At 66.6% G+C, this 22060-nt stretch carries 29 protein-coding genes and 1 tRNA gene; 21 read left to right on the forward strand and 9 right to left on the reverse strand.

Features of this window, described 5'->3' with window-relative positions:
- Positions 1 to 75 precede the first annotated feature (75 nt).
- Together ACQCSX_RS04070 and ACQCSX_RS04075 are read right to left on the reverse strand one after the other, a co-directional pair.
- Positions 76 to 1248: a site-2 protease family protein gene (locus tag ACQCSX_RS04070; protein ID WP_427017797.1), complete on the reverse strand. Its 1173-nt coding sequence runs from the start codon at positions 1246 to 1248 to the stop codon at positions 76 to 78.
- Positions 1245 to 2054, reverse strand: coding sequence for an HAD family hydrolase (locus ACQCSX_RS04075; protein WP_427017798.1), 810 nt, complete (start codon positions 2052 to 2054; stop codon positions 1245 to 1247). Before ACQCSX_RS04075 ends, ACQCSX_RS04070 begins: the two co-directional genes overlap by 4 nt.
- 146 nt (positions 2055 to 2200) lie before the next feature.
- Here ACQCSX_RS04075 and ACQCSX_RS04080 point away from each other — a divergent pair, with 146 nt between their 5' ends.
- From ACQCSX_RS04080 to ACQCSX_RS04095, 4 genes are all read left to right on the forward strand, one after another.
- Entirely contained in the window at positions 2201 to 3088 is an 888-nt protein-coding gene (locus ACQCSX_RS04080; RefSeq protein WP_427017799.1) for a PAC2 family protein, read from the forward strand.
- A 702-nt stretch (positions 3089 to 3790) separates the two neighbouring features.
- Positions 3791 to 5116: a DUF222 domain-containing protein gene (locus ACQCSX_RS04085; protein ID WP_427017800.1), complete on the forward strand. Its 1326-nt coding sequence runs from the start codon at positions 3791 to 3793 to the stop codon at positions 5114 to 5116.
- Complete coding sequence (locus ACQCSX_RS04090; RefSeq protein ID WP_427017801.1) at positions 5113 to 5382, forward strand: HNH endonuclease signature motif containing protein; 270 nt, start codon at positions 5113 to 5115, stop codon at positions 5380 to 5382. The genes ACQCSX_RS04085 and ACQCSX_RS04090 overlap by 4 nt, the downstream gene beginning before the upstream one ends.
- A gap of 24 nt (positions 5383 to 5406) precedes the next feature.
- Positions 5407 to 5577: a hypothetical protein gene (locus ACQCSX_RS04095; protein WP_427017802.1), complete on the forward strand. Its 171-nt coding sequence runs from the start codon at positions 5407 to 5409 to the stop codon at positions 5575 to 5577.
- Between the two features lie 484 nt (positions 5578 to 6061).
- On the opposite strand, the gene mshC is transcribed toward ACQCSX_RS04095, so the two are convergent.
- Both mshC and ACQCSX_RS04105 read right to left on the reverse strand, forming a co-directional pair.
- Positions 6062 to 7345 (reverse strand): cysteine--1-D-myo-inosityl 2-amino-2-deoxy-alpha-D-glucopyranoside ligase, encoded by a 1284-nt coding sequence (mshC, locus tag ACQCSX_RS04100; RefSeq protein ID WP_427017803.1) that lies wholly within the window; start codon positions 7343 to 7345, stop codon positions 6062 to 6064.
- 9 nt (positions 7346 to 7354) lie between these two features.
- Complete coding sequence (locus ACQCSX_RS04105; RefSeq protein ID WP_427017804.1) at positions 7355 to 8197, reverse strand: undecaprenyl-diphosphate phosphatase; 843 nt, start codon at positions 8195 to 8197, stop codon at positions 7355 to 7357.
- 91 nt (positions 8198 to 8288) lie between these two features.
- On the opposite strand from ACQCSX_RS04105, the gene ACQCSX_RS04110 reads away from it, so the two are divergent.
- On the forward strand, positions 8289 to 9227 hold the full coding sequence (locus tag ACQCSX_RS04110) for an aldo/keto reductase (protein ID WP_427017805.1): 939 nt from the start codon (positions 8289 to 8291) through the stop codon (positions 9225 to 9227).
- A 42-nt stretch (positions 9228 to 9269) separates the two neighbouring features.
- On the opposite strand, the gene ACQCSX_RS04115 is transcribed toward ACQCSX_RS04110, so the two are convergent.
- Positions 9270 to 9557, reverse strand: a complete 288-nt coding sequence (locus ACQCSX_RS04115; RefSeq protein WP_427017806.1) for a hypothetical protein — start codon at positions 9555 to 9557, stop codon at positions 9270 to 9272.
- 123 nt (positions 9558 to 9680) lie between these two features.
- Here ACQCSX_RS04115 and ACQCSX_RS04120 point away from each other — a divergent pair, with 123 nt between their 5' ends.
- Positions 9681 to 9902 (forward strand): DUF5703 family protein, encoded by a 222-nt coding sequence (locus ACQCSX_RS04120; protein ID WP_427018965.1) that lies wholly within the window; start codon positions 9681 to 9683, stop codon positions 9900 to 9902.
- A gap of 69 nt (positions 9903 to 9971) precedes the next feature.
- On the opposite strand, the gene ACQCSX_RS04125 is transcribed toward ACQCSX_RS04120, so the two are convergent.
- Positions 9972 to 11132, reverse strand: coding sequence for an acyl-CoA dehydrogenase family protein (locus ACQCSX_RS04125; RefSeq protein WP_427017807.1), 1161 nt, complete (start codon positions 11130 to 11132; stop codon positions 9972 to 9974).
- A 9-nt stretch (positions 11133 to 11141) separates the two neighbouring features.
- Positions 11142 to 12446: a M20/M25/M40 family metallo-hydrolase gene (locus ACQCSX_RS04130; protein WP_427017808.1), complete on the reverse strand. Its 1305-nt coding sequence runs from the start codon at positions 12444 to 12446 to the stop codon at positions 11142 to 11144.
- A gap of 174 nt (positions 12447 to 12620) precedes the next feature.
- Between ACQCSX_RS04130 and ACQCSX_RS04135 the strand changes: the two genes are divergently transcribed.
- Positions 12621 to 12703, forward strand: a tRNA-Leu gene (locus ACQCSX_RS04135).
- Between the two features lie 109 nt (positions 12704 to 12812).
- The gene (locus ACQCSX_RS04140; protein ID WP_427017809.1) at positions 12813 to 13916 is read left to right on the forward strand and encodes a tyrosine-type recombinase/integrase; all 1104 of its coding nucleotides are present in this window, start codon (positions 12813 to 12815) and stop codon (positions 13914 to 13916) included.
- On the opposite strand, the gene ACQCSX_RS04145 is transcribed toward ACQCSX_RS04140, so the two are convergent.
- Positions 13913 to 14236: a hypothetical protein gene (locus ACQCSX_RS04145; protein WP_427017810.1), complete on the reverse strand. Its 324-nt coding sequence runs from the start codon at positions 14234 to 14236 to the stop codon at positions 13913 to 13915. The two genes, ACQCSX_RS04140 and ACQCSX_RS04145, sit on opposite strands and share 4 nt — an antisense overlap.
- Before the next feature lie 124 nt (positions 14237 to 14360).
- On the reverse strand, positions 14361 to 14765 hold the full coding sequence (locus tag ACQCSX_RS04150) for a helix-turn-helix domain-containing protein (RefSeq protein WP_427017811.1): 405 nt from the start codon (positions 14763 to 14765) through the stop codon (positions 14361 to 14363).
- A gap of 203 nt (positions 14766 to 14968) precedes the next feature.
- Between ACQCSX_RS04150 and ACQCSX_RS04155 the strand changes: the two genes are divergently transcribed.
- From ACQCSX_RS04155 to ACQCSX_RS04215, 13 genes are all read left to right on the forward strand, one after another.
- A complete protein-coding gene (locus ACQCSX_RS04155) occupies positions 14969 to 15268 on the forward strand; it encodes a helix-turn-helix domain-containing protein (RefSeq protein WP_427017812.1) in 300 nt (99 codons plus the stop codon).
- Complete coding sequence (locus ACQCSX_RS04160) at positions 15265 to 15531, forward strand: hypothetical protein (RefSeq protein ID WP_427017813.1); 267 nt, start codon at positions 15265 to 15267, stop codon at positions 15529 to 15531. Before ACQCSX_RS04155 ends, ACQCSX_RS04160 begins: the two co-directional genes overlap by 4 nt.
- Positions 15528 to 15836, forward strand: a complete 309-nt coding sequence (locus ACQCSX_RS04165; protein ID WP_427017814.1) for a hypothetical protein — start codon at positions 15528 to 15530, stop codon at positions 15834 to 15836. Before ACQCSX_RS04160 ends, ACQCSX_RS04165 begins: the two co-directional genes overlap by 4 nt.
- Before the next feature lie 362 nt (positions 15837 to 16198).
- The gene (locus ACQCSX_RS04170) at positions 16199 to 17020 is read left to right on the forward strand and encodes a Rha family transcriptional regulator (protein WP_427017815.1); all 822 of its coding nucleotides are present in this window, start codon (positions 16199 to 16201) and stop codon (positions 17018 to 17020) included.
- A complete protein-coding gene (locus ACQCSX_RS04175) occupies positions 17017 to 17406 on the forward strand; it encodes a hypothetical protein (RefSeq protein WP_427017816.1) in 390 nt (129 codons plus the stop codon). Before ACQCSX_RS04170 ends, ACQCSX_RS04175 begins: the two co-directional genes overlap by 4 nt.
- A 49-nt stretch (positions 17407 to 17455) precedes the next feature.
- On the forward strand, positions 17456 to 17656 hold the full coding sequence (locus ACQCSX_RS04180; protein WP_427017817.1) for a hypothetical protein: 201 nt from the start codon (positions 17456 to 17458) through the stop codon (positions 17654 to 17656).
- Positions 17657 to 17674: 18 nt separating this feature from the next.
- Positions 17675 to 17881 (forward strand): hypothetical protein, encoded by a 207-nt coding sequence (locus tag ACQCSX_RS04185; protein ID WP_427017818.1) that lies wholly within the window; start codon positions 17675 to 17677, stop codon positions 17879 to 17881.
- A gap of 151 nt (positions 17882 to 18032) precedes the next feature.
- Positions 18033 to 18392, forward strand: coding sequence for a hypothetical protein (locus ACQCSX_RS04190; protein ID WP_427017819.1), 360 nt, complete (start codon positions 18033 to 18035; stop codon positions 18390 to 18392).
- Between the two features lie 116 nt (positions 18393 to 18508).
- On the forward strand, positions 18509 to 19723 hold the full coding sequence (locus tag ACQCSX_RS04195; protein WP_427017820.1) for an AAA family ATPase: 1215 nt from the start codon (positions 18509 to 18511) through the stop codon (positions 19721 to 19723).
- Complete coding sequence (locus tag ACQCSX_RS04200; RefSeq protein WP_427017821.1) at positions 19720 to 19890, forward strand: hypothetical protein; 171 nt, start codon at positions 19720 to 19722, stop codon at positions 19888 to 19890. Before ACQCSX_RS04195 ends, ACQCSX_RS04200 begins: the two co-directional genes overlap by 4 nt.
- Complete coding sequence (locus ACQCSX_RS04205) at positions 19887 to 20828, forward strand: hypothetical protein (protein ID WP_427017822.1); 942 nt, start codon at positions 19887 to 19889, stop codon at positions 20826 to 20828. Before ACQCSX_RS04200 ends, ACQCSX_RS04205 begins: the two co-directional genes overlap by 4 nt.
- Entirely contained in the window at positions 20825 to 21043 is a 219-nt protein-coding gene (locus ACQCSX_RS04210; protein WP_427017823.1) for a hypothetical protein, read from the forward strand. The genes ACQCSX_RS04205 and ACQCSX_RS04210 overlap by 4 nt, the downstream gene beginning before the upstream one ends.
- A complete protein-coding gene (locus ACQCSX_RS04215) occupies positions 21040 to 22059 on the forward strand; it encodes a hypothetical protein (RefSeq protein ID WP_427017824.1) in 1020 nt (339 codons plus the stop codon). Before ACQCSX_RS04210 ends, ACQCSX_RS04215 begins: the two co-directional genes overlap by 4 nt.
- Position 22060: the final 1 nt, after the last annotated feature.

Raw genomic sequence — 22060 nt, forward strand, 5'->3', positions numbered from 1 at the left:
GCAATGCGGGCCGGCCGCGCTGGCCGGAAAACGTGGGGTGCCCGGCGGAGGCCGGGACGGTCGGTGCGGGGCTGCTCAACGCGGGCCGCGGGGATCGGGTTTGCCGGTGATGGCTGCCACCACCACCTCCTGGCTCAGGACCCCCGTGACCTGGCCGGCCAGGTCAATGACCACATATTCGCCGCCGCCCAGCTGGGCAAGATACTGTACCAGTTCGTTGCCCGCCGCGCTCTGCGGCACATAGGCGCCGGGGGCCAGGGTGCGGCCCACGGCCGTGGCCACAGTGGTGGTTGCCGCCGCGGGCGGGACGCTGGCCAAGACGTGCTCATCCACCACCGCCGTCGGGCGCCCCTCGGGGCTGCACAGCACCAGGGCGGCACCGGGGTGGCTGGCACGCGCATTCCACAGCATGGCCACAGTGGAGGACTGCGGCAGGCCAATGGCCGGGGAGGCCAGCGCACCGGCACTGATGCCCGGCAGGCGCAGCCGCAAGCGGGCGTTCGTGATGGCCTGGCTGGCGCCCAGCCACAGGAAACCGGCGATCAGGATCGTGACGACGAGGGTGCTGGTGGAGGGCTGGCCGCCCTGCAGCAACGGGATGGCCACCACCGCGAGCACCAGCAGCACGACGACGGCGCGGCCGGCCCAGCCGGCGGCCACTGTGCCCTTTTCCTGGCTGCCCGTGGCCTTCCAGACGATGGTTTCCACCAGGCGGCCGCCGTCGAGCGGCAGTCCGGGCAGCACGTTGAAGGCACCGATCAGCAGGTTCGCCCAGACAAAGATGTTCAGCAGCGTCAGCAGCACCGCCGGCCACAGCGACGTGGGTGCCGGCGCCGGCATCAGCAACAGCCAGCCGGCACCGGCCAGCACAAAGTTGGCCACCGGCCCGGCGAAGGCGACCACCAGGGAACGGCCCGGTGTCGCGGTGAAGCTTTCAAACTGTGTGTGCCCGCCCCACAGGTTCAGCACAATCTTGCTGGTGGGCCAGTGGTACATCTTGGCCGCCAGGGCATGGGCGAGCTCGTGCACCAGCACGGAGAACAGCAGCAGCAACGCATAGGCGAAGGCCACCACATAGGACCAGGCGCCCAAGCCGCGGAAGCCGCTGCCCAGCTGCGGTCCAAAAACCGCCACCGTGATGGCCGCGATGAGGAACCAGGAATACGCGAGCACAATGGGGATGCCGGCAATCCTGCCCAGCGGGATCCCCTCGCGGCGCCGGCGTGCACCGCCCTTTGCATCGCTCACGCGCGCGCACCCTGCGGGCTGCGTGCCGCATGGCGGGCCAATTCGGCGCGCAGGTCCGCCGTCGTCCGGCCGGAGAGCGTGGGCCAGGTTGCCCGGCCCGGCGCCTCGCCCAGCGGGATGACATGCGGGATGGCGATGGTGGCCACGCCGGCGGCCATGGCGCTGGCAACACCGGGGACGGAGTCCTCCAGGGCCACGCAGTCCAGCACGCCCAGGCCGGGGTCGCTCCGCCGGAGACGTTCGACGGCGGCCAGGTACGGCTCCGGATGCGGCTTGCCGTTGGCCACCATGTCGCCGGTGACCATGAATTCAAAGTAGGGGTGGGGCAGGGCGTTGACGATCTCGGCCGCCAGCGGTCCCTCGCTCATGGTGACCAGGGCGCAGCGGACCTTGTTCTGCCACAGATCGTGCAGCAGCCCCTGGGCGCCGGGGCGCCACGGCACCTCCACGCGCACGCGCTCGATCACGCGGCCGGCCAGAAAGTCGACAATGCCGCGGATCGGCAGATCCACGCCGGCCTTCTGGAGGATGGCTGCGGAGGTCTCCAGCGCCTGGCCCACCAGGCCCATGGCCTGCTCGTGGGTCCAGGTCCCGCCGTGCGATTCCACCAACTCGGTCTCCGCGGCGATCCAGTACGGCTCGGTGTCCACCAGCGTGCCGTCCATGTCCCACAGGGCGGCCTTCAAGGTGCCGGGCGCATCCGTCCCGGCGGCGCCGTCGTCGTCCGTTTCGGCCGGCGAACCGTCCAACACGGCGGTGGCCGCACTGGGGGCGGTCTGGTCCTGGGGCGCGTCGGCACAATGCATAGGCCCAGTCTACGTGGCCCGGCTGGGCCATTCTCCACCTGCTGCGGCGCCCCGAAGGGCCCATTGCCGCGCTTGCGGAGGTTCAAGCCACGCCGGAGCCACAGAGGATATCCGCGTGGGTCCACTCGTCGTAGGGTGGAGAGGTGATGAGCAACGATCCAGCTGAGCAGAGCCCGGCACCACGGCTGATTGAGCCAGTGGCCGGACACGCACGCGCCACCGTCATGCTGGCCGCCTTCGAGGGCTGGAACGACGCCGGCGAGGCTGCCAGCGACGCCCTGAAGTACCTGCACCGGCTGTGGGACGCCAAGAAGCTGGCCACCATCGACCCCGACGAGTACTACGACTTCCAGTTCACCCGGCCCTCGGTGCGGCGCACCGCCGACGGCGGACGCCGGATCAAATGGCCCGCCACCAAGATCGCCAAGGCTTCCATCCCCGGCACGGCCATCGATGTCATCTTTGTGCACGGCATCGAACCGTCCTACAAATGGCGCGCCTACACGGCCGAGCTCCTGGCCCACGCCGCGGCATTGAATGTGAACTATGTCGTGCTCGTGGGGGCGCTGCTGGCCGACGTCCCGCACAGCCGGCCCATCCCCGTCACCACCACCAGCGAGGACGACGAAGTTCGCGAACGGCTGAATCTGGAAGCATCCCAGTACGAGGGGCCGATCGGCATCGTTGGGGTGCTCGGCGAATTGGCCATGCTGGCCGGCCTGCCCACCGTCTCGCTCTGGGCGGCGGTGCCGCACTATGTCGCGCAGGCGCCCTCGCCCAAGGCCCAGCTGGCACTGCTGCACCAGATCGAGGACCTGTTCCAGGTGCCGCTGAACACGGACGAGCTGGCCGAGGACGCCCAGGCGTGGGAACGCGGCGTGGACGAACTTGCCACCGAGGATGCCGAAATCGGCGCGTACGTCCACCAACTGGAGGAGGCCAAGGACACCGCAGACCTGCCCGAGGCAACCGGCGAGTCCATCGCCCGCGAGTTCGAGCGCTACCTCAAGCGCCGGGGTAAGGACCTCCCCTAGCTGCACCGATAGGCCACGGACCGTCTGGTGATCGACCCAGACCGGCCGCGGTGGTCGAGGCTGCCGAAACCCGGCGCGCTGGTCGAGCGAAGCCGAGACCCGGCGCGGCGCTGCGGTCGAACTCCCGGACCGGTGATCGACCGAGGCCGCCCGCGGCCGCGCGGAGATCCGGCCGCTCCCTCGGCTCGCACGCCCGCCGCGGGTCCCTCGCGGCCGTGGGCCCAGACCGGCCGCAGCCGGGTCGAGGCCCAGATGCCCCAAACGGCGGCGCCCAAACCCCGCTGGTCGAGCCTGTCGAGACCCGGTGCGCCGGCAGTAGGCTGTGCCGCATGGACAATCGTGGACGGCCCGGACGGTTCGGGGCGTGGCTAGTGCGCGCCGTCGTTCCCGCGGCGGCCCTGGCGCTGGTGGTGCTCGGCATCGGGATCACGCTGGTGTCCGGGCGGCAGGCCGGCTTCGGCTGGTTTGCCTATGCGCCCCTGCCGGACGAGGTGATCTTGCCGGGCGGTCTGGTGTTCCTCTCCGGGCCGGCCCAGCTGGGGCCGGCCGTGGCGGGCCTCGGGCTGGTGGTGCTGGCGTTTTGGTCCGGCTACCGGACGGCCCGCCGGCGGTGGTTTCCTGCACAGGGGGTGCCGGGGACGACCTTGTCCCCTTTTAATCGAAACCATGTTCGACCCATGTCCAGTTCACTAGAATTAGTGCATGGGCATCACGGCGTTTTCCCCCGCCCGGGAGGGGCAGGCACCGGGCGGGCATCTGCGCCGGATCATCACACTTGCCCACGCCGCGGCCGCGCAGACCTCCGGCGAAGCCAATGCGTCCGGCACCGATGGCGCCAAGCCCGGTGCCGGCTGCGGGCCGGACCCGCTCGCCCTGGCCGCCCTGCCCGATTTGGAGCTGGCCGTCCTGGCCGGCCAGCTGGAAACCCTCTCCCGGCACCTGGACGCGCTCAAGGTCCGCTGCGCCGGCGAGCTCGCCGTCCGCACCCTCGCCGGCCGGTACCGGGACACCGGGGCCGCGACCCCGGTGGCAATGCTCCGGGACGCCCTGGCCATCTCCGGGGCCGAGGCGGCCAGGCGGCTCGCCCTGGCCGCGGCGTTCCTGCCCGCCGTCGATCCGATCAGCCAAACCGTGGCCCCGCCGAAGCAGCCGGTGCTGGCCGCCGCGTTCCTGGCCGGGAACTGTTCGCTGGAGAACGCGCTGGTGGCTTCCCGGGCCGTGGCCGAGGCCTCCCGCCTGGCCGCCGGCGGACGGATCGGCGCCGCGGAGGTGGACGCGGTCGAGGCGTCGCTGGCCACCACCGCCGCCACGGAGTCCCCGGACTTCCTGGCCCGGGGCGCCCGGCGCATCCTGGCCCACCTGGACCCGGACGGGCAGGAACCCACCGAGGCCGAACTGCTGGCCAAGGAGGGCATCCACTTCGGGGCGCCGCGGCGCGGCATGGTCCGTTTCGACGGGCACCTGACCCAGCTGTCGTATGAGGAGCTGATGGCCGTGATGGGCACCGGCACCAACCCGCGCGGCACCGCCGGGATCCTGGCCGGCGGAGCCTTCGACGCCGTGGCCGTGCCCGGGCAGGGCGCGCCGCCGGCCTGGGCCACCGGCACCGGTGCCGCATCCGCAGCCTCTGCCGCCGGGGACGATGGCGCCGGAGGCCCGCCACAGGGCGCCTCGGACGCTTCGGACGGCATGGCCGGGGCCGGAACCGGGCCCGGCGGCGGGGACGGCAGCGGCCGGAGCCACCGGCGCGGACGGGTTCCGTGGGGAGGGGACCCCCGGTGCTGGCGATGCGGACGGGGATGCCGAGGCTGTGCTGGAATCCGCCGACCCGGCCGGCGTCGACCCGCACGTGGCCCGGAAACTGCTGGCCGGGCAGCGGCCCCGGCCCCAGCTGCTGCTGCACGCCCTGCTGGACTGCGTCCGCCTCGCCACCCGCACCGGCACCCTGGCCGACAACGGGGGCCTGCGCCCGCACCGACACCCTCCCGGACAACGGGGGCCTGCGCCCGCAACTGTTCATCACCGTGACCCTGGCCGAGCTCGCCGCCGGTCCCGGCAGCGCCGCCGTCCCGCACAGCGGCCCGATCCCGGCCGCCGCGATCCGCACGGCGGCCTGCGACGCCGGGATCATCCCGGCCGTGCTCGGCGCGGAGGGCGAGATCCTGGACGTGGGCCGGTCCCAGCGCCTCGTCCCGCCCCACATCCGCAGGGCGCTGCTCATCCGGGACCGGGGCTGCGCGTTCCCGGGCTGCGACCGGCCCCCGCAGTGGACCGACGCGCACCACATCGTCTAGCGGTCCCAAGGCGGGGACACCTCGGTGGAGAACTGCGTGCTGCTGTGTTCCTACCACCACCACCTCATCCACCACACCGGCTGGGAGGTCGAGTCCGTGCACGGCATCCCCTGGTTCACCCCGCCCCCATCCATCGACCCGCTCCGCCGGCCCCTGCGCAACGGGTACCACCACGCCGGGGAACCGCCGGGATGACGGACACCGCCGCCCCCGGGTGCGGGAGGCCCCGGCGTCGCCCGGCCACCGGGCCCTACCGGCCGGCCAGGGGCCGCCCGCAGCCCGATCTCCCCACGGCCGCGCGCGGCCTTGGGCCTCCGGCCGCGAGGGCCCAGCGGCGAGCTGGCGGGCCGGGTGAGCGGCCGGGGACGATCACCAGACATCGCGGTTCGACCGTGCAACTGCAGCACCCGGGGCTCGGCAGGCGGGGGCCTGGCCGGGCCAGCGCGGCACCAGATCTCCGTGCGGCTGAGGGCGGCCTGGGCCCACGGCCGCGAGGAGTCCGTGGCGAGCTTGCGAACGGTGGGAGCGGCTGGGGACGATCACCGGGAGCGGGTACGCCGAAACCCCCATACGGCCGCGAGGACGAATGAGGGTTCCTTGGTATTGGCATGCATGGCAGTTGGGCAAGCCCGCCCTCCAACCATCGGTCCAACGGACCTGCTGGTCGGCCGCGGAGTTGTTAGAGGACGACGCCCAGCAGCGACTCCACCAAGTCGGCAAAAATGGCGGCATCAAAGACCGACGGCATGGCACTCTCCGGGGTGGCATCCAGCCACGCATCGATGGCGGCCAGGGCGCGCGGTGCATCGAGATCGCTGGCCAGGGCGTTGCGGACCTCAACGAGGACCGTCTTGGCCGATCCCGTGGGCAAGGTGGGCATGCGGTCGCGCCAGCGGGCCAGGCGGGTCTGTGCCTGAACCAGCAGATCATCGGTCCAGAACCAGTCGCTGCGGTAGTGGTTGGCCAGAATCGCGAGCCGGATGGCCGCGGGGTCGACGCCGGCAGCCCGGAGCTTGGACACGAGCACCAGGTTGCCCTTGGACTTGCTCATCTTCTCGCCGTCGAGGCCCACCATGCCGGTGTGCGTGTAGTGCTGCGCCATCTGGACGTTGGCCAGGGCGAACGCGTGTCCGGCACCCATTTCGTGGTGCGGGAAGACCAAGTCGGAGCCACCGCCCTGGACGGTGAAAGGCTCGGGCAGGAAGCGCTGGGCAATGACCGTACACTCGATGTGCCAGCCGGGGCGTCCTGCGCCGAGCGAAGCGCCATCCCACGAGGGTTCGCCCTCGCGGGCCACGCGCCAGAGCAGGGCGTCCAGCGGGTGGCGTTTGCTGGCCCGGTCGGGATCGCCGCCGCGCTCGGCAAAGACCGGTCGCATTTCCTCTTCGGTCAGGCCGGAAATCTGGCCCAACCACCACGGACCGTCGTAGCCCTTGGTGTGGGCGTCGGACGAGGCGGCTTCGACGCTGAAGTAGATGTCGCCGTCGGGCTCGGAACCGGTGCCGGGAACGGCGTAGGCGAGGCCGGATTCGACCAGCTTCTCAATCTCGGGAACGATCCACTCGATGGCCTCGACGGCTCCGATGTAATGTTCGGGGCCCAGGACGTTCAGGGCTTCCATGTCCGACTGGAAGAGCTCGGTCTGCTCGAGGGCCAGGGCCCGCCAGTCAACTCCGTCGCGCTCGGCACGTTCCAGCAGGGGGTCGTCGATGTCGGTGACGTTTTGCACATAGCTGACCGTGGCACCGGCGTCGCGCCATGCCCGGTTGAGCAGATCAAAGCCCACGTAGGTGGCCGCGTGCCCCATGTGAGTAGCATCATACGGAGTAATGCCGCAGACATAGAGGCTGGCGTGGTCCTGAACCGGAAGGGGGACCACCTTGCCTGCACTTGTCTCAAACAACTGCAGGGCGGGCATGGCTCCGAGGAGCTCAGGGACGGGGCGGGACTTCCAACTCTTCACGTCCCTAGACTACTGGCCCGCCGAGATGACGTTGAATCCAAGCAGGACGAATAGCAGCAAACCCAGCGCAATCCGGTACCAAACGAAAATCCGGTAGCTCTTGGTGGAGACATACTTCAGGAACCAGCCGATGATCAGGTAGCCGACGCCGAAGGCCACCACTGTCGCCAGCACGGTTTCCCCGATGCCGAAGGGGCCCTGGGCGCCCTCGTGTTTGGCAAAGATCTTGTAGAGCTCATAAAAGCCGCTGCCGAAGACGGCGGGGATGGCCAGCAGGAACGAGTAGCGCGCGGCGGCTTCACGGGTGTAGCCCATCAGCAGGCCGGCGGTGATGGTGCCGCCGGACCGGGAAACACCGGGAATCAGGGCCAGTGCCTGGGCCAGGCCGAAGAAGATGCCGTGCTTGTAGGTCAGCTCGGACAGCTCGCGCTGGTGCTTGCCGACGGCGTCGGCCACGGCCAGGATCAGGCCGAAAACGATCAGCGTGGTGGCCACGAGCCACAGATTGCGCAGGGTGCTTTCGATGGCGTGCTGGAAGAGCACGCCGAGGATCACGATGGGAATGCTGCCCAGGATCACCAGCCAGCCCATCCGGACGTCGGGATCCTGCCGGGAGCCCTTGCCGCGCAGGGATCCAAACCAGGCCGTGATGATGCGCACAATGTCTCGCCAAAAGAAGACGACGACGGCGGTTTCGGTGCCCAATTGGGAAACTGCCGTAAAGGCGGCGCCAGGGTCTGCGCCGCTTGGCAGGAATTTGCCCACAATAAAGAGGTGGGCGCTGGAAGAGATGGGGAGGAATTCGGTCAATCCCTGAATAAGTCCAAGGAATGCAGCTTCAAACCAGTTCACCCACTGAGCCTAAAGCATTGGCTCCAGCGCTTCTGGCGTCATGGGTCCGGAAGCAGCAAAATATTCCACCAGCGGCACGTAAAGTGGAAATATGCAACAACGATTTGTCGGCACCAGTGGATTGCGTGTCTCAGCCCTGGCCCTGGGCACGATGGGGTGGGGTGCCGAAACCGAGCCCGAGACCGCGCGGGGACAATTGGCCGCGTTTGTGGAGGCCGGCGGCACCACGCTGGACACTGCCGTCAGCTATGGCGAGGGCCGCAGCGAGGCCATCCTGGGTTCCATGATCGGCGACGTCGTGGCACGCAGCGAGGTGGTGCTGGTCTCCAAGGCGGGCATCAGCCATCGCCGCGGGCGCCGGATGGTGGACACCTCGCGCCGGGCGATGCTGGCCGGGCTGGATGCCAGCCTGGCCCGGCTGGGCACCGACCACCTTGACCTGTGGCTGGTGAACATCTGGGACGAAAACGTGCCGCTGGATGAAACCTTGAGCGCCCTGGACCTCGCCGTCTCCACCGGTCGCGCCCGCTACGCCGGCGTCTCCAACTACAACGGCTGGCAGCTGGCCCGCGCCGCCACGCTGTCGGACACTGCACTGGTGGCCAACCAGGTGGAATATTCGCTCCTGCACCGTGCGGCGGAGCGGGAAATCATCCCCGCGGCCGAGCACATGGGTTCGGGCCTGCTGTGCTGGGCGCCGCTGGGCCGGGGCGTGTTGACCGGAAAGTACCGGGGCACCATGCCAGCGGATTCGCGCGGAGCCAGTGCCTCCATGGCGTCATATGTCGAGCCCTACCTCAGCGGTCACGCCACGGCTGTCACCGAATCCGTGGCGACAGCGGCCAAGGGGCTTGGCCGCAAGCCCTTGGATGTGGCGCTGAGCTGGCTGCTGGCGCAACACAATGTGGCCGGGGCCGTGGTTGGTCCGCGCACCGAGGAACAGCTGGCGGAGATCCTCGCCGCCACCCTGGAGCCGCTGCCGGAACAGATCTCCGCAGTCCTGGACGAAATCTCGGCGCCCGGCCGCTAGGACCCCAGCCGGGGGCCACCGCCTGGTGGCTGCGGCGAGGCGTCAGTCCTCGATGGGCTCGAAATCTCCGTCTGCGCCGTTGAGGACCGCAAGACCGTCGTCGTCCTCATCCTCGTCCTCCTCATCATCACCTTCATAGATGACCAGGGGCGTGACCTCGTTGTAGCTGTCGAAGAGGACTTCTTCATAAACCTCGAAGGCGTCCACGACGGCCAGGTAGGCATTCTCCACGGCGGGATCATCGTCCCCGCGGCGGGCGGAAGCCGCTACCAGGTGCTCCTCTAGTGCGTTGGTCAGGGACTGCAGCGCGGCACGCGGATCAATGCTCATGCTTAGAAGCTACCAGCGTGCTGCCCAATGCGTAACCCCACGGATCGGTCCGTAATATGCCTGTTCCAAGGGGGCTGGACGGACGGCCAAATCGGTGCACAATGGAGGGCAGTGAAGGAATCAATGGCATCAGCGTCCGGCATCCGGCAACGCGACTACGCACGTCAGTACGAGTACCTCGTACTGACGCTCACCCCTGCCGATTCCCTGCCGCTGGCACACCAGCGGCTGCGCGAACACGCCGAATACGGCAAGTGGGAGCTGGAACGCAGCCTGCTCTACATAGGCGGTGGCCGGCAGTACTGGCTGCGCCGGCGGATCTTCCGCGTGGAGCGGACCGTCTAGGGCCACAGGCCACCACCCGGCCCGCTCCGCCACGCTGCCACCGGCCTGCTCCAACCCGGAGCGCCGTGGCTACTCGATCGGTCCGAGCCAGGCGTTGGCGATGGTGCCGTGCGCCGACTCGCCGTCGGAGGGGTGGAAGATGCCCGCCAGCACATCCCGGTACAAGCGGCCGAGCTCGTTCCCGGCAAAGTAGCTGCCGCCACCCGAGCACCGGATGGCCAGATCCACCACCTCGCGGGCTGTCTCGGTGGCGCGGACCTTCAGCCCCACCAGTTTGGGGAACCACAGGGGCCCGTGGTCGACCAGCGCGTCCACGTCGCGGCCGATCGCCTCCAGCTGCGGGTAGAGACCGTCCATGGCCATGGCGGCGTCGGCCACCTTCCACCGGATGTCCGGATCCTGCGCGTACGTCTTGCCCTCGTACTTCTTGGACGTGCGGCGCTTGGCGTTGGCTACGGCCAGCTCCACGGCCCGCTCGCCGATGCCCGTGTAGACGGCGGCCAGCAGCGTCTCAAAGCAGGCAAAGATGGCAAAGATCAGCGGGTCGGCGTTGGGGCCCACCGGCAGGGTGCGGAACACCTTGTCCGCCGGGACAACTGCCCCCTCCAACACCGTGGTGCAGGACTGGCTGGCCCGCATGCCCACGGTGTTCCAGTCGTCCTTGATGCGGTAGTCGGGGGTGTCGCGGGTGATGAACCCGTGGATGAGCCGCGGCTCCTCCCCCGTGCTGTCCTTGCCAAAGATCCCCAGCCGGGTCCACGCCGGGCTCAGGCTGGTGAAGATTTTGGTGCCGGTGAAGGCGTACGATCCGTCGCCCTGCGGGGCGGCCTCGGTGAAGGAGTCGAAGAGGACCTGGTCGTTGCCGGCCTCGGAGTTGCCGAAGGCGAAGACCTCCCCGGCTACGGCCTCCGTGAGGACGTAGTGCAGCGAATCATCGCCGCGCTCGGCCAGGACATGTGCGACGCCGGTCCAGACCAGGTGCATGTTGATCGCCAGGGCGGTGGCCGGGGCGGCCGTGGCCAGCCGGCGCTGGGCGGCGGCGACCTCTTGGAGCCCAAACCCGGCACCGCCGTCGTCGACCGGGGTAAAGAGGCCAAGGTACCCCTGGGCCTTCAACTCCGCCAGGTCCTCGTGGAAGAACTCGTTGCGCTCGTCGTAGCCGGCGGCGCGCCCGCGGAAGCGCTCGAGCAGCTCGTCGGGCAGGATGTCCGTGATGGTGCGTGCTGTCACTGCCGGCTCCTAGTAGTTGCTGAGCAGGCGGTCCAGCACGCGGCTGCCGAACTTCAGCGACTCCACGGGAACGCGCTCGTCCACGCCGTGGAACATGCCGGTGAAGTCCAGTTCCGGCGGCAGCTGCAGCGGGGCGAAGCCGTAGCCGGTGATGCCCAGCCGGCTGAGCGACTTGTTGTCGGTGCCGCCGGAGAGCGTGTACGGCAGGACGGCGGCGCCCGGATCCTCGGAGTGCAGGGCATCGATCATGGAATCGACCAGGTTGCCGGAGAATGGCGTCTCCAGCGATACATCGTTGTGGATGGTGCTGACGTCGACGCCGGCACCGGCGAGGTCGCGGATGATTTCCAGCACCTGCTCGTGCTGCCCTGGCAGGGTGCGGACATCGATATAGGCCTCGGCCTCGGCCGGGATCACATTGGCCTTGTAGCCGCCCTTGAGGAAGGTGGGGTTGGAGGTGTTCTGCAGCGTGGCGCCGACAAAGCGGGCCACAGTGCCCAGCTGGTCCAGCAGGGTCTGCGGGTTGGACTCGTCAAACTCGACGCCGGTGAGCTCGGAGACGCCCTCGAGGAACTGGCGGGTGGTGGCCGTGTATTCGATGGGCCACTGGTGCTCGCCGATGCGGGTGACGGCGCGGGCCAGCCGGGTGACGGCGTTGTCCGTGTTGATCTGCGAGCCGTGGCCCGCGCGGCCGTGGGCCGTCAGCCGGAGCCAGGCGATGCCCTTTTCGGCCGTTTGGAGCAGGTAGGCACGCTTGCCGCCGATCTCCGCGGAGAAACCGCCCACCTCGGAGATCGACTCGGTGGCACCGGCGAAGAGTTCAGGCTTGTTGTCCACGGTCCAGGAGGCACCGTACTGGCCGCCGGCCTCCTCGTCGGCAAACATGGCGAAGATGATGTCGCGCTTGGGCTTGCGTCCCTCGCGGGCCATGCCGCGCAGCACGGAAAGGATCATGGCGTCCATGTCCTTCATGTCCACCGCGCCGCGGCCCCAGATCAGCCCGTCCTTCTCCTCGGCGCCGAAGGGGTCCACGCTCCACTCATGCTTCAGTGCGGGAACGACGTCGAGGTGGCCATGGACCACCAGCGCACCAAGTGAGGAATCCTCGCCCTCCATCCGGGCCACCACATTCGCCCGACCCGGGGCCGACTCGAACAAAGTGGCCTCCAGGCCCACCTCTTCGATCAGCGCCGCCGTGTACTCCGCCGCTTTGCGCTCCCCCGGCCCCTGGTTGTCACCGAAATTGGTGGTGTCGATGCGGATGAGGTCCTGGCAAATACGGACAACTTCGTCTTCGGGCCGGAGGGATTCCACGGGTGCTCCTTCATCAATTCTGCGGTGTCTGATCAGCCTACATCGCGGCGAAACAGGCCCCTGGTTTCCTCGATTGGTGTTTGCCGCAAAAGTCGTGCTAGAGTCTTTCTCGCTGCTTCGGCCGCTAGAGAAACAAACCGAAAGGTGAGCTTCTCGGTGTTCGAATGCCCACCTGCGCGGGTGGCGGAATGGCAGACGCGCTAGCTTGAGGTGCTAGTCCTGGAAACGGGGTGGGGGTTCAAGTCCCCCTCCGCGCACAAGATGACCCCCTAGAATTCAAGGATTCTAGGGGGTCTTTCTGTTTCCCGTTGACAGGGACCCGATTTCCGTTGACACGCTATTCCCGAAAGTGGATCGTTAAGGCCCATGGCATCACTTCGCGTCCTCACCCGCACCGACGAAACCCAAGCATTCAAGGTCCTCTGGCGGGATTCAGACACAGGCAAGCAGACGTCAAAGACGTTCGACGACCCTGGCACCGCGGACATGTTCCTGGACTTCCTGAACGCCAACGGCCAATCGCTCGCGCTGGCCGACCGGGCCATCAGCATGATGCGCTCCAAGGCGCCCACGGTGAAAGCAGCGATCGCGCGCCACATTGAAACTCTGGGCGGCGTCGAGTCCGGAACCCTACACCGCTACCGGCAGCTCGCACGCAACCACATCAACCCGAAGCTTGGCCCCTATCCGGTGGACAAGTTAACGCGGGAGGACGTGCTGGCCTGGTTCAACGCCATGACCCTGTCGGCCAAGTCCAAGAAGAACATCCACGCCCTGTTGTCATCAGCACTGGAATCGGCCATCGCGGACCGGCACATCGTCGAGAACCCCGCCAAGGGCATCAGGGACAGCAAGTCGGCCGCCGCGATCAAGACGCGCGACCCCGTATTCCTCTCTCCGGCAGAGTTTGAGGCGCTCACCGGCGCGTTCGACAGCCGGTACGTGACGCTGCTGAAGTTGCTGGCCGGCTCGGGGCTGCGCTTCAGCGAAGCCACCGCCCTGCGGAAGCGGGACGTCAAGCGAAAAGAGGACCGCTACAGCCTGTCGGTCACGAGGGCTTGGAAGAAGACAGATCAGGGCATCGCAATCGGGGGGCCCAAGTCGCCGAAGTCCATTCGCACCGTCGCACTGTCCAAGACACTCACCGATCCGATCAACGCAGAGCTGGCCGGCCTCAAGCCTGACGACCTGGTCTTCACGCTCCCCGAGGGCGGGCGCCTTCCCAACAACCGCTTTCATGAGAATTACTGGGATGAGGTGGTGGACCGGCTGGTCGCGGAGGGCAAGTTGCACGACGCGCCCACCCCCCACGACCTGCGCCACACGCACGCGAGCTGGCTGATTGCGGCCGGCGTCCCGCTGCCGGTCATCCAGGCGCGACTCGGCCACGAGAACATCACCACGACAGTGGGAACGTATGGGCATCTGCAGAATGATGCGGACTCGCTGGCGGCCGACGCGCTCGACTAGCGGATTTCGTAGCCCACGAGCAAGCGCATCGTCAGCCATTCGTCGGGATCCAATGCCGAAATGTAGGCAATGACATCGACTGGTGTCACCCACAGCTCACTGGCAATGCCGTTGATTGTTCCGTGCGCGCGTGCGGCGTGCATGAACGGCCGCGGCGCAATGAGGCGGGTCGCCGCCCATTTGTTGACCCGATCGCACCCGTCCGGACACTGGCTTGCATAGTATCGATGCCCCTCCAGGTGCATCGATGCCGACCTGCGCCTGACAAAGTCGGGCGGGTTGGTCTGGGTGATTTCTGGTAGGCCCCCCTGGGCGCTCATGTGGTGCAACTCTCATACCCTTTTCTTGTCCGTTCGCCGTGCTGGTGAACGTTTTCAAGGGTATCCATGGCCAGTGACGCTCCCACGGCAATGTTGGCCAAGGTTGGACAGGGTTCCCTACTCCCTAGTCGCTGTACAGCTGGTTCTTGTAGGTGCGGAACCGGTACGAAATCTCCGCCAGTAGCTCCTCGTCGGTCAGTTGCGAGGCCCGCCGTACCGGCACCGTTTCGGCTTCCTCGGCCGCCAGGTCGGACCAGGTCGACTCGTGGGCGTTGCGGAGCATTTCGGACATCGTGACGGATTCGATGGGGACGTGTTCCCGGTCGTTCCACATGTCTTGCATGGAACCTGGGCGCCATCCAAGGGCAGACTCGATTTTGGCCCGGTTTACGTCCGTCGCCCAGCGAGTGCCGTCCTCCATTGTGCGGAGTGTCTTGACGTCCATCCCGGCGATTTTCGCGAGTCGAAGTTGGGGCATCCCCTTTTCCAGCCTGGCCTCTAGTATCAGATGCCCAATGGCCTTCTGCATGTCTGTATCTTTCACAGTTTCATCTTCCATGCCACACGAGGGAACATCAACCACGCCACCCTATCCAAGGGCAAGCAATCGTGGGGAAACAGGCCTTGTAATTTACCTCTCAAATGCCAGATTTTGACTAGTATCGGCACTAATTCCACTGCCTTCCACACACTTGGCTTGCATTGTTCCCTTGAGTTCCCTAAGCTTGGAGCATGACAACGCCAACACGCACCAAGACAAGGGAAGTGCGCAACAACTACCCCAACCATGATTGGGAAGAATTCGGCTCCGCACTCCGCGAGGCACGAACCAGCCGCGACATCACCCAGGCCGAACTCGCCACCGCTATCGGCTTCCGTTCCCACTGCTCCATCTCCAACATTGAGTCCGGCGTCAAGCCGATGACCAACGGCAAGCTCAACAAAGCCGCAAAGTTCCTTGGCGTACTGCCGTCTGAGATTCGCCCCGAAAACTCCCCCACTCCCCGTAGTTCCAAGGCAACCCGGCCATGACACTGAAAACGGCAGCCGAAGCAGCCCAACAGCTCGGCCACATCACAGCCCACACCATCATGGGCATGGCCAAACGCCACGAGATCAGCTACGTACGCGGGCCCCGCGGCAAAGTCCTGCTCACGGATGACCAGATCGCTGGCATTGTCGAGCACCTCACGCAGCAGCCCCGGACGGTAGAAGTGACCGAGTCGCAGCCAATGGGCATCGACTCGCTGACCTCAGCACGGTCCCAATCCCTCAGCAAACGGGCCGGACGATGAATCCCGACAGTGAACTCTTCATGGCCATCCGTGAAGCCATCAACGACGCCGACGGCGCCGCAGGCTCACCAGACGATCTGCTGACACTGCAAGCCCGGGCAGCCATCCGGGCAATGAAAGAACTCTGCTACTTCAAGGCCGCCGGCACGGAGTACGCAATGCGCCGGGACGGCGTCACCGAAGAGCATGGCTTCAACACGGAAGAGCAGGCCAGACAGTGGGTTGGCCAGCAGGCCATCCCCGAGGATTACGAAATCCACCATCGTCTGGTCGGGCCCTGGTCGGCAACCGTGGCCACCAAGTAGCACCACACCCCCTATGTTTCCCGCCGTCATTGGCCGGGTCTATTTGTCGCGCCTTGCGAGGGCCGCGCACGCCTTTTGACAACTTCATAGCACTACCGGGCCGGTTCGTTACTGCGTGACGGCGACTGAATCAGTAGCACCAGCCCACCACCCTTGGCGATTTACCCGCACGACGGGGCGCCAGTACCCGCCCCAGGGCGGAGGTCAACCCAAGGAGCCCTGCACCGGCCAGCCGGTCACCCGCACTCGTGATGCGGCAGGGCACTCCCCCACCAGAAAGGATCTATCTCATGAATGAGATAACACGGGCGGTCCGCCCGCACCATGCCCGGCAGGGATTCCCCAGCACAACGGAGGACACGATGAAACTCGCCACCAACCCCACGCTCGTGGAACGCTCAACGGACGGCGCGCTGCGCGTCTCATCCCTGGCCCTCGCGGAAGGCGCCGGCGTTGAACACCGCGCAGTCCTGCAGCTGATCACCAACAACATCGACGACCTTGAGCAGTTCGGAGGGGTCGCATTTGAAATGCGACCCTTTGCCACCGCCGGAGGGACGCAGACTCAGCGCATCGCCTTGCTGAATGAGCAGCAAGCCACGTTGATCATGACCTATCTGCGGAACACCGAGAAGGTGAAGGCGTTCAAGCTCGCACTTGTGAAGGCGTTCTTCGAGATGGCCAAGCGGCTGGCCGCGCCGGCTATGGACCTCACCAGCTTGGCTGGCATTGATGCGATCTTGAACGCTGGCAAGGCCGCACTCAACCGGGCCATTGAGGCCGAGCAGCGAGCCGAGAAGTCGGAGGCGCGTGTGGACCTGATCGAGGGCGGCAAGGGATTCGCTGTACGCGAGTTCCACAAACACTACTTCTCCACAACCCCCGAGAAAGAGTTCAACGAGTTCCTGTATCACCGGAAGTTGCTGATCGACCAGCGCGGGGCGCGGGGCCGTGATGCCAAGGGCAAGTTGAAGAACGGCAAGGCGCACCGCCACCCCGCCGCGGCCGGCAAGCGGTTCTTCTTCCTGGACCCGTACATCGATCCGGACACCGGAGATCGGCACTATTCCACGAAGGTTCGCCCTGGCGCACCGGAGACCGAGCTTGTCGAATACTTGACGACCAACGGCTTCGAGTCGAACAACAACCGATTTACCACGAACATCAAGGAGCTTTCAGCATGAGCCGCGAACGTCTTTACCGCGTCCAGATCACCGAGTACCCCGAGGCTGCATGGGGCCGATACAAGCTCCCGAACGGGGAACTGTCTGACCTGTACTTGCGCACCAGCTGGCAGCCGGCGGGCTGGGAGAGCATGGAGAACGCGAGGGACCGCGACGGGAACCCGCGTGAGTTCTGGTGGCCGTCCACGTCCCGGACTTACGCTTCCCGATCCGCAGCTGTTGAGCGTGCGGCGCTGATCGAGTCATACGGGGCAACGGCTGTTGTGCTGGAAACGGAGACCGCCTGGATTCCCCTGGCTGAGGCGAACGCGTTGCGGAAGCGCCGCCGTGTCAATGCGCGTATCGCCACGTTGCAGGCCGAGATCGAGAAGCTGGCCGCGGCGTGAGCGTCCTGGACATCTCGGCCGGTCCCTTCGCCGCGCATGGCGTGGCCGCGTGAGTGCTGATATGGCGTTGCTGCATGCGGAGCGGGCGCGGGTGGCTGTTGTGATCGGGGATTTGGAGGCGCAGATGCACGAGGGCGACGCGTCCGTGATCGAGGCGCTGGAGGCCGAGCTGCAGGCCCACGACGACAGGATGGCCGTCCTCGGCTTCGCCATCAAAACCCTGACTGACCCGGAATGGAGGACCCGATGAGCAACTACAATCCAGAGAGTGAGCGAAAAGGTGAGCGAGCAGGAAGCCGCACGAGTCTTGGCCGATCTGAAGCGGAAGCAGGACGCACTGGACACGGCGTTGCGCGTCCGCAATGCGGCCATCGTGGAGGCCATGCAGCTCAAGGGAGTCTCCCGTCAGGAGATGGCCACCATGACAGGCCTGTCGGTGCCGCGCCTGTATCAAATCAGAGACGGCCGCAACTAGGAACTAGAGCAAGTGGACTTATAGTTTCCTACTTGCACTTAGCTATAGTTTCCTATAGTCTTTTACTCGTAAGGCACCTTAAAAAGGTGAGGGTCCCGGATTGCAGTCCAGGACCCTCGAAAGCCACCACAACCAGTTCAAAGGACATGTGATGACCGCTACCCAGCTTACCCATTTTCCGGATCGTCTGGACTCGTGCAGTGACCTGCGCCCGTCCGCGACCGAGGCAGCCAATATCCTGGCCGCCCATTTGCCCCGCGTTGTTGCTGACTCCCCCGCCGGGGATGACCTCGGCCAGGCGCGGCGCGAACTCTCCGCCGCAACACACCGGGACCTGAACAAGGACCGGTTCGAGGCGGCAGCCGAGTACGGCGAATTCCTCCGGAACTCCCGCGACGGCGAGCACTGGGGATTCCGTGGCCCGGCCGAAGCGGTCGACCACTACGAGGACATGCTCCGCGCCGCGATCCTCACCCTCGTTGACGCCCTCCCTGACCGTGACGCGCTGTGAGCGCCGTCTTCCTGATCGTCGTTGTCGCGGCGATCATCCTGGGCTGCTTCATCCCCGCAGCGATCCGGCATGACCGGAAGAACCACTAACCCACCCCCTTTGGAAGGACCTGCACCATGAGCACCATGATTACCCGCGCCGAGATCAACAACTTCCAGCGCCTCTCCCACGCCGCCATCGAACCGACAGGCAACCTGATCATCCTGGCCGGCATGAACGGCGCCGGGAAGACCAGCACGCTGGACGCCATCGAGTCCGTGCTGTGTGGCCACAACGGCCGGAACATCAAGCGGCCCATCAAGGACGGCCACGGGAAGGCCAGCATCGAGACGACGCTGGCCGATGGCAAGGTCATCACCCGCAAGTACACCCCGTCCGGCACGACGATGGTCGCGAAGAACGCTGACGGGTCCAAGCTGTCCCAGGCGGAGCTGAACGGCATGATCAGCAGCCTCGGCATCGATGCCTCGACGTTCGCGACCAGCGGTGAGAAGGAGCAGCTCAAGACGCTGCTCTCCGTCGTGGAGTTGCCGTTCGTTCCGGCAGAGCTGGACGCGGAACGTGCCTCGGTCTTTGCTGAGCGCCGTGACGTGAACCGGTATGTGGCCCAGCTGGACGCCCAGCTGAAAGCCTTCCTGCCCATGGCCACTGACCTGCCGGACGAAGAAGTCAGTTTGTCTGAGCTTCTGGAAGTACTGCGGGCTGCCGAAGCCACCCAGCAACGCTGCTCTGACGCACGATCACGGTTGTGGAATGCGGAATCACGGGTGAACTCCATCCGGGCCGAACTCGCAGAAGCTGAATCCGAGCTGGCCGGCGCCATGGCGGCTGCCAAGGAATGGGAGCTGGCCACCATCCCCGACACCGACTCGATCAAGCATCAGATCGACACTGCAGAGGTCACCAACTCACAGATCCGTGTGAGTCGCGAGAAGAAGGCCGTCGCCAAGAATCTGGAAGTCACCCAGCGGGAAGCGAACGAGCTGACCGCGAGGCTCGCCGAGATTGACCAGCGCAAGGCTGCCGGTTTGGCTGTCGCTGAGATGCCGATCGATGGCCTGTCCTTCGACGATGAGGGCGTGCTGTACCAGGGCGTGCCGTTCTCCCGGGCGTCAGGGGCCGAGCAGATCATCGTCTCCGCGGCCATGATCATCGCCACCGATCCGGAACTGCGCACCATGGTGATCCGCAACGGCAACGTCCTGGACGCAAACAGTCTGCAGATCCTGCAGGACATGGGCGAGGCCAACGATTTCCAGATCTTCATCGAGTGGGTCACGGAGTCCACGGATCACGAGTACGTGTTCGTGGATGGCGAGTTGGCATCATGAGCCACGAGTTGGAGCGCCTGGACGCGAAGGTGCAGGGCCGGCCTCCCCGACACCGTGCCGACCCCGTCGACTTCGAACCCACCGATGCGCAGCTCGCCGGCCAGGGCATCTACACCGAACCGACCGACCCGCACGACTCCCCCAGCTACGAAAGGAACCAGCCATGAAAGCCATGATCAAGACCGGCGCCCGGCCAACAGCACCGAAGCCGGTAGTCGCCAAGACCACCATCGCCACCGGATCCGCCATCATGAAGCCCGCGCCCAAGGCCACCGCGAAGGGCCTGACGTTCACGCACTCTGGCCACCGCTACCGGCTCGACGGGCTCCCTGTCACCGGCGTCACCACACTCATCGGCGAAGGCGTCCCCAAGGGTGCACTGATCCCGTGGGCGGCCGAGATGGCAGGCCAGTGGGCCCTCGATCACGTCGAGCAGCTGCAGGTCATGCCCGCCGACGAGGCCCTGCGGGAGATGAAGTTCGCGTGGCGCAAGCACCGCGACGACGCCGGCACCACCGGAACAGCGGTGCACAAGCTCGCCGAGCAGCTGTCCAGGACAGGTGTGGTTGAAGCTGACGACGACTTGGCCGGATACGTCGAAGGCTTCGCGCAGTTCCTGGAGGACTGGCAGATCACCGCCGTCCTGCTCGAGCGGCCCTGCGGGAACCGGACCCACCACTATGCGGGCACGTTCGACATGTATGCCACGTCCCCGCTGCTCATGACGGCCGAAGAGATCGCCGCCGGCTGGGTGGTGCAGATCGACTTGAAGACGTCCAAGGGCGTCTACGGGGAGACGGCGTTGCAGTTGGCCGCGTACTCGAAGGCTGAGTTCTACCTTGACGAGGACGGCCAGGAACAGCCCATGCCGAAGGTCATCAAGACGTTCGTCGCCCACGTAACCCCGATGGACCGCGACGATGCGCATGCCCGCTACGGCGACCGCCCCCTGGGCACGAGCCTTTACCCGATGGCCACCAGCCCGGCTGAGATTGACGAGCACTTCGGATGGTTCCTCGCCGCGGCATTCACGGCCAAGGCAAAGAAGCTCCGCGAGGCGCTCGCCCTCGAACCACTGGCCCTGCCTGCGGCGGTGGCCGCATGAGCGCCCCGTTCCAGTACGTGGACCATGAGAAAGGGCAAGGCGTGGAGCTCTACTACGAAGACGAGTGCATCGCGCTCAACACGTGGGACCGAAAGCGCGGCCCTGGAGACCACGAGATCATGCTCAACCCGCGAGCCGTTGAGCTTCTTATCCAATCCCTGACCGAGATGCAGGCATCCATCCGAACCCGATACCAGAAAGCAATCGAATCATGAGCGAAGTAGCCCTCACCCAAACCGCCGGCCCACTGGCCCCGGCGCCGTCCATCAACCGCCCCGCCTTGAACGCGACCGCCACGACCATCTCCCTGCTGGAGTGGGCGCAGGAGTTGGACGCCGCGCACCGTCTCGGCACCGCCCTGTGCGGCACGGAGTTTGTTCCGGCGTCGTTCCGGGGAAAGCCAGAAGCGGCAGCAGCGGCGATCCTCGCGGGCAAGTCCCTCGGCCTGGACCCGATGAACGCCCTGTCGAACATCTTCGTCGTGCAGGGCCGTCCGGCCATGTACGCCCGCACCATGGTCGCCCTTGTGCTGGCTGCAGGGCACGACATCCGCCGCACCGCAGCGACTCCCGATTCCGTCACTGTCATGGGCCGCCGCAAGGGCCAGCAGGAATGGCAGGAATTCACCTGGACCATCGACCGTGCACGCACGGCCGGGTATCTGGGCAACAAGAAATACTCGACCGACCCGACCGCCATGCTCACGGCCAAGGCACAGGCTGAGGCATGCCGCACCATCGCCCCCGACGTGCTGACCGGTATCGCCGCCACGAGCGTGGAGGAAGTTGAACTGGATGACCTTGGCGAGGTGCCCTCCACAGCGCCCGCCGCCACCGAGGCTCCGAAGGCGAAGCGGACGATCACTCGCCGTCAGGCACCGTCACCGGCCCTGCCCGCCGTCGTAGTGGACGCTCCAGCCCCCGAGCCCGAGCCCGCTGGGCCCGCGCCGGAGCCGGGGTGCAGCCGTGCCCAGCAGACCGCCCTTGGCGAGGCAATGAGGGCCGCCGGTCACACCACCAAGGAGCAGATGCTCCACCTTGCCAGCGAGTGGGCCGGGCGCGAGATCGCCTCATCCTCGGAGCTGAACGTCACCGAGGCGGCGCAGCTCACGCAGGAAATCACCGACGCCCTCAACGCGGCCGCCGCCGACCAGGCAACCGGGGAACTCCCGGACGCCGAGTACGACCCCACCCTTGACCCCGCATGGGGCACCACAGAAGCGAGCGTCTAAC

Origin of the sequence: Pseudarthrobacter sp. P1, from assembly GCF_050156935.1 — a bacterium.
Taxonomy (GTDB): Bacteria; Actinomycetota; Actinomycetes; order Actinomycetales; family Micrococcaceae; genus Specibacter.